6 protein-coding genes are annotated in these 6,119 nt (G+C 69.9%); 3 read left to right on the top strand and 3 right to left on the bottom strand.

Going from position 1 to position 6,119, the window contains the following annotated elements; genetic code table 11:
- Positions 1-109 precede the first annotated feature (109 nt).
- Positions 110-1,495, top strand: a complete 1,386-nt coding sequence (locus ABD172_RS09000; protein WP_344308899.1) for an MFS transporter — start codon at positions 110-112, stop codon at positions 1,493-1,495.
- A gap of 112 nt (positions 1,496-1,607) precedes the next feature.
- On the opposite strand, the gene ABD172_RS09005 is transcribed toward ABD172_RS09000, so the two are convergent.
- The 3 genes from ABD172_RS09005 to ABD172_RS09015 form a co-directional block, all read right to left on the bottom strand.
- Positions 1,608-2,360, bottom strand: a complete 753-nt coding sequence (locus tag ABD172_RS09005; protein WP_344308900.1) for an SDR family oxidoreductase — start codon at positions 2,358-2,360, stop codon at positions 1,608-1,610.
- 142 nt (positions 2,361-2,502) lie between these two features.
- Entirely contained in the window at positions 2,503-3,054 is a 552-nt protein-coding gene (locus ABD172_RS09010) for a GNAT family N-acetyltransferase (protein ID WP_344308902.1), read from the bottom strand.
- A gap of 82 nt (positions 3,055-3,136) precedes the next feature.
- Entirely contained in the window at positions 3,137-3,649 is a 513-nt protein-coding gene (locus tag ABD172_RS09015; RefSeq protein ID WP_344308903.1) for a hypothetical protein, read from the bottom strand.
- A 147-nt stretch (positions 3,650-3,796) separates the two neighbouring features.
- On the opposite strand from ABD172_RS09015, the gene ABD172_RS09020 reads away from it, so the two are divergent.
- Both ABD172_RS09020 and ABD172_RS09025 read left to right on the top strand, forming a co-directional pair.
- On the top strand, positions 3,797-4,498 hold the full coding sequence (locus tag ABD172_RS09020; protein WP_344308905.1) for a helix-turn-helix domain-containing protein: 702 nt from the start codon (positions 3,797-3,799) through the stop codon (positions 4,496-4,498).
- 50 nt (positions 4,499-4,548) lie between these two features.
- Positions 4,549-5,754 carry an AAA family ATPase gene (locus ABD172_RS09025; RefSeq protein WP_344308907.1) on the top strand — a complete coding sequence of 402 codons (1,206 nt, stop codon included), beginning with the start codon at positions 4,549-4,551 and terminating at the stop codon, positions 5,752-5,754.
- The last annotated feature ends 365 nt before the right edge of the window (positions 5,755-6,119 follow it).

A 6,119-nucleotide genomic window follows, 5' to 3' on the forward strand; every position in this document is an offset into this window, starting at 1 on the left:
CGCCTCGGCGGCTCTGCGGGCAGGGCACCGGCCCTCGGTGCCGGGGCCGGTCCCACAGGTGGGATATAACCATGAGGAGAGCTGAATCACAGGACGGAGCTGGTCGACGATGACGGACGTGGCGCGGGAGCCGGGGACCCGGGAACCGGGCGGGCTCGCGTACGTCGCGCTGCTCGCGACGACGACGATCGGCACGCTCTCGGGCAACGTCATCAACGCACCGCTCCACCGGATCCGTACCGAGTTCGGGGCGAGCGACAGTCAGGCGGTGCTCGCGGTCGCGTCCTTCACCATCGCAATGGTGATCTTCGTGCCGTTCACCGGGTGGCTGTGCGACCGGTTCGGCACCGTCCGGATCCTCGGTCTGGGGCTCGCGACGATGGTCCTCGCGCAGATCGTCGCCGCGTTCTCGATGAACCTCGAGATGCTCGTCGCGATGCGCGTCCTCCAGGGCATCGCCTGCTCGACGTTCCCGCCGGGCGTCCAACGGGCCCTCGTGCAGTTGTTCCCCTCGAAGGGGGCGGCGGCGATGGCGGCGTGGGCCTCGGCGATCGGGGTCGGGCAGGCGGTCGGTCCGCCGGTCGGGGGTCTCATCTCGGATCTCGTCGGCTGGCGCGGGGTCTTCGTCTTCCAGGCGGCACTGTGCACCGTCGTCGCACTCGTCGTTCTCCTCCGCGTCCCGCAGGTGCCCGGGACGCGTGCCCCGATCAACGGCCTCGGGATGACCGTCCTCATGCTCGCGATGGGTTCGTTGTCGCTCGCGGTGACACTCGTCGGGCAGCGCGCGGACTGGCGGGTCGAACTCACGGTCGGCGTGCTCGCCTCGGTCCTGCTCGCCACCTACGTGTTCCTCGCCGCCCGGCACCCGGAGCGACTCCTCGAGCCCCGCTCGCTCCTCGAACGGCGGTACGTGCGCGCGACGATGTCCGCCGGTTCCACGATGCTCATCATGGGTGTGTGCCTCGTGAGCATGCCGCTCTACCTCGGGGAGACGCTCCATCTCTCGCCCGGGCCCGTCGGCTTCGTCATGTTCGCGATGGCCCTCGCGATGGCGCTCTCCGGCCGTCTCATCGCCCGGCTGGGGGATCGCTACTCGCTCCGGGTCGTCATCGAACTCGGTCTCGTCGTCCTCGTCGCCGCTCCGCTCGTCCTCGGCTGGTGGACCGGGCGTGAGGTGAGCGCGGATCCCGGGACCGGGGAGGTCGTCACGCGGGTCGTCGGGATCATCGTCATCCTCGTCGTCATCGGATGTGCCCTCAACGCGGCGCAGAGCACGGCGGCGTACTCGATCTCCCGCTCGAAGGCGGCGAAGAACTCGATGGCGTTCGGCATCCACAACACCTCCCGTTTCATGGGCATGGCCACCGGTTATGCCTGGGCGGCACTCGTCTACCCGCTCGACAACGCGCTCCTCCTGTACGGCGGGGTGTCGATGGTCGGCTTCGCCGCCCTCATGACCGTCGTCATCGGCGGGCCGCTGCGCCAGGGGCAGTAGCGGACGGCGCCTCACATACGCCGAGGCGCGGGCCGGGATTCCCGGTCTCCGCGCCTCGGTGGGGTGGTGGGTGCCCGGTGGGGGCGCCTCGGCCGGTGAGGGATTGGGGGGTTCAGACGCCGCCGACGAGGCCCTTGCCGCCGTCGAGGACGAGGACCTGGCCGGTGATCCAGGAGGCGTCCTCCGAGAGGAGGAAGGCGGCCGCGGCCGCGATGTCCTCCGGGGTACCGAGGCGCTTGAGCGGATAGCTCGCCGCGACCTTCTCCTCGCCGGCCTCGTAGAGCTTCTCCGCGAACTTCGTCTTCACGACCGCGGGGGCCACGCCGTTGACGCGGATGTCCGGGCCGAGCTCCATCGCGAGTTGTTTGGTGATGTGGATGAGCATCGCCTTCGAGGAGCCGTAGAAGCCGATCCCTTCGGGCTGGCCGAGGCCGGCGACGGACGCCACGTTGAGCACCGATCCGCCGCGCTCGGCGAACGAGGCCCGGTACACCTTCTGCGTCCAGGACAGGGCCGAGAGGTCGTTCACCTCGACGACCTTGCGGGCCGCACCGAGGTCGAGGTCGATCATGGGGCCGTACACGGGGTTGATCCCGGTGTTGTTGACGAGGAGGTCGACGGGGCCGAACGCCTCCGTCACCTTCGCGATGGCCTCGTCCTGGTGCTCCGGGTTGTCCGCCTTCCCGGCGAGGGCGACGGCGCGGTCCGTGCCGAGCTGTTCGACCGCGGCATCGAGGGCCTCCTGGCCGCGGGCGGTGATGAGGACTTTCGCGCCCTCGTCGACGAGGCGCTGTGCGATCCCGAGGCCGATACCCCGAGAGGCGCCCGTGACGATCGCGACCTTGTTCTCGAACCGACGTGACATGAACTCTCCTTCGAGTCTGTGGACGCTGCCCGGTGTTCCGAGCGGCGCGGAACGGTGCGGCAGGAGCGTTCGTCCTCGAACGCTGCCGAACGATCGTTCACCACAGTACTGAAAAGTTCGCGTGCGTACGGAAAAAGTGCGGTCACTGCACGTCGCGGAAGAACCAGCAGCGGTCCGCGGGGTCCGTCGTGTCGAGCAGATCCTCCTCGATCCCACCGAAGGAGTAGGGCGAGGGATCGCCCGGCTCGAGGACGACGAAGCCGGCGCGGTGGAGGAACGAGGCCCGCGTCTCGGGGCACGCTCCGGTGAGGAGCGCGCGCGTGGGCAGCCCCGCCTGCGGGAGGATCTGCGGGAGCAGACCGAGGAGCACGGTCGCGAGTCCCTTGCTGCGGAAGTCCTCGGCGGTCGCGAGGGCACGGACGAAGAGGGCAGTGCCGTTGTCGTAGCTCACCGCGGAGACGATCGCGACCGCGGCGAGGGTGCCGTCGGCGGTGCGGGCGACGAGTCCCGAGGCCTGGGCCGCGAGGCGGAACTCCGGCAGGTCGAGCGCGTTCCGCACGAGCGCCTCGACCCCGGCGCGGCCCTCGTCGACGAGCATGTCGAAACCGAACCCCTCGTCGACGAGCGCCCGGGCGTACCGCATGTGGCGCTTCTTGACGGCGTCGTTGTGGAGTCCGGGGTACAGCTCGGCCATGGGGTCCTCTTCGGTCGGGTCGTGCGCCGCGGTCGCGGGCGACGTCCACGGTAGTCGTTCCGCGACCGGGGACGGTGCGGATTCAGGACAGCGTGAGGTACGCGGTGATCATCGCCGCGGCCGAGGCTCCGGCTGCCGCTGCGTTCATCGCCCGCATTCTCGGATCCGTCACCGTTCCCGCGGCCCACACGCCCGGTACGGCGGTCGTGCTCATGGCGTCGACGGGGATCGTGCCGTCGGGAGCGAGGAAGGACCCGGCGGGCCCGGCCGATCCGCCTGTGACGGCCTCGGCTGTGGTGGAACCGAGAGCGGCGAGCGGGGCGAGGAAGCCGCTGTTCGGAGTCGCGTCCGCGTGGGCGATGAGGGTTTCGTACTCGGCAGTGGTCCCGTCGACGAACATGGTGCGGACCCGCGGCATCCCGATGGTCGCGCCACCGTGCGGGAGCGCCGTCGTCCCGGCGGCGACGGAGGAGAGCGGCACCGGTGCGATCGTGGCTCCGAGTCCCGCGAGTTCCTCCACCCGGTCGGACGCCAGGGGCGCGTCCGACAGCACCGTGAGATCGTCGGTCCACCTGCCGAGGAGGCGCAGTTTCATGGCATCGATCCCCGGTTCCGCAGAGGCGAGAAGGGCGACCGGCCGGTCTACGATGCGAGCGCCGTCGAGCGCCGTTGAGCGGCGTTGAGAGGTCGGGGGCGGGCGGCGCGGAATCACCGGCGCCGAGTACGGAGGGGGACGGACGTGGTGACCGACGAGCAGAGGGACGACGGTGCCTCGGGCACGGTGGCCGAGGCGATCGCCGCCGTCGGCCCGCGTCTGCGCGCGTTGCGGGGGAGGAAGGACCTCGGTCTGGCGGCCGTCGCCCGGCGGACCGGGATCTCGGTGAGCACTCTGTCCCGGCTGGAATCCGGCGGGCGGAGGCCGACGCTGGAACTCGTCCTCCCGCTCGCCGAGATGTACGGCACGACGCTCGACGACCTCGTGCGCAGCGCGCGGCCGGCGGACCCACGGGTGCGGAGACCGCAGTTCGCCGTGGGTGCTCGCCTCGTGCAACCCCTGTCGTGGAACCGTGCCGGGCGCAGTACGTATCGCATCCACGTCCCCGGCCACGACACCCGGGTGGAACTCCAACGCCACGAGGGCCACGAATGGCTGTTCGTGCTCAGCGGTCGCCTGCGCCTCGTCATCGACGAGGACGACACGGTGCTCGAGGCGGGTGAGGCCGCGGAGTTCTCGACCCTGCGCGGTCACTGGTTCGGGAGTACCGGCGACGGGCCGGTCGACGTCATCAGTCTGTTCTCCTCCGAGGGCGAGAAGGTGCACGTGCGGTCGTACGAGGACGAGGACGAGGACGAGGACCAGGGCGAAGACGGGGACGAGGAACGCGGTGGCGGCGCTCCGGAAGGCGCCGAAACGGCTCCCGCGGGTGGCGCAGACCGGGCGTGACCCGTATGTCGCTCGCGCTAGAAGGCGGTAGAGGGCCGTAGCGTGGGCCCATGGACCCGATTCGCAATCCCTATGCGCCGGGGGCGGGGCAACGCCCGCCGGAACTCGCCGGGCGCGACGCCGAGCTCGACATGTTCCAGGTGGTGCTCGAACGCATCGCCCGCGGTCGTCCCGAACGTTCCCTCGTGCTCACCGGTCTGCGTGGCGTGGGCAAGACGGTCCTCCTCAACTCCCTCCGGTCCTCCGCCGTGCGTGCGCGGTGGGGAACGGGGAAGATCGAGGCACGGCCGGGCGCGGATCTGCGCAGGCCCCTGTCCGCGGCACTCCACCAGGCGGTCCGGGAACTCTCGATCCGGGACGAGGAATCGAGGCGCCACGTTCTCGGTGAGCTCAAGGCCTTCGCGCAGCGCAGCGCGGGCGAGGGGTCGAAGCTCCGTGACAAGTGGCAGCCGGGGATCGACGTCCCCGCGGTGACCGGACGTGCGGACTCCGGTGACATCGAGATCGACCTCGTCGAACTCTTCGCCGATATCGCCGGGCTCGCCCAGGACGTCGGGAAGGGGGTCGCGGTCTTCATCGACGAGATGCAGGACCTCGGCGAGGACGATGTGTCCGCCCTGTGCGCGGCGTGCCACGAGATTTCGCAGCAGGGACTGCCCTTCGTCGTCGTGGGTGCGGGCCTGCCGCACCTGCCGGCGGTCCTCTCGGCGTCGAAGTCGTACTCCGAGCGCCTGTTCCACTACCGCCGGATCGATCGCCTCGCACGGGAGGATGCCGAGCGGGCGCTCCGGGCTCCGGCGCTCGAGGAGGGCGCCGACTACACCGCCGAGGCGCTCGAGGCCCTCTACACGGCGACCGACGGGTACCCCTACTTCGTGCAGGCCTACGGGAAAGCGGCGTGGGACGTCGCTCCCGGCAGTCCGATCACCGCCGAGGACGTCGCGGTTGCTGCGCCGGCGGCGCAGGCGGAACTCGCGGTCGGCTTCTTCGGGTCCCGGTACGAGCGGGCGACACCGGCGGAACGCGAGTACATGCGGGCGCTCGCGGACCTCGAGGGTGTGGCGGGCACGGATGGGGATCCGGCGGGGGTGGCGACGAAGGACCTCGCCGCGGCGCTCGGGAGGAAGCCGCAATCGCTGTCACCGGCGCGGGACGGGCTCATCAAGAAGGGGCTCGTGTACTCGGGGGAGCGCGGGCGGATCGCCTTCACGGTGCCCCACTTCGGCAAGTACCTGCGGGGGCAACCGGAGGAGTGACGGAGCGCCGCGGCGGCCCGATTCCGCAGGCGCGCACACGGGTGAGGAGCACGAGCCGACCAGGAGTGGTGGGCGTCACGATGAAAAGTGCCCCTCTCGAGTTGCGGGGCTGTTTCACCGTGGTCTAGAGTAGTTACTCGTTCGCCCCACGCCGGGGAGAACGCCAACAACAGCCTCAACCAGGCAACCGGCAGAGTGTTTCTGCTGGTGAGAAGGTTGATGAGCGTCTGTTCTTTGAGAACTCAATAGCGTGATCATTGATCGTGATGATGCCGTTTTTTTGCACACGGTCACAGTCCCTTTTGTGGGGTTGTGGGTTGTGTGTCCGGCATGAGTCACGAATACCAATGTACAAGATGACAAAC

Origin of the sequence: Brevibacterium samyangense (assembly GCF_039529845.1) — a bacterium.
Taxonomy (GTDB): domain Bacteria; phylum Actinomycetota; class Actinomycetes; order Actinomycetales; family Brevibacteriaceae; genus Brevibacterium; species Brevibacterium samyangense.

Excerpts from the sequence above, each read along its gene's own strand:
- ABD172_RS09025 (WP_344308907.1), top strand. The coding sequence starts at position 4,549 with ATGGACCCGATTCGCAATCCCTATGCGCCGGGGGCGGGGCAACGCCCG.
- ABD172_RS09000 (WP_344308899.1), top strand. The coding sequence starts at position 110 with ATGACGGACGTGGCGCGGGAGCCGGGGACCCGGGAACCGGGCGGGCTC.
- ABD172_RS09015 (WP_344308903.1), bottom strand. The coding sequence starts at position 3,649 with ATGAAACTGCGCCTCCTCGGCAGGTGGACCGACGATCTCACGGTGCTG.
- ABD172_RS09005 (WP_344308900.1), bottom strand. The coding sequence starts at position 2,360 with ATGTCACGTCGGTTCGAGAACAAGGTCGCGATCGTCACGGGCGCCTCT.
- ABD172_RS09010 (WP_344308902.1), bottom strand. The coding sequence starts at position 3,054 with ATGGCCGAGCTGTACCCCGGACTCCACAACGACGCCGTCAAGAAGCGC.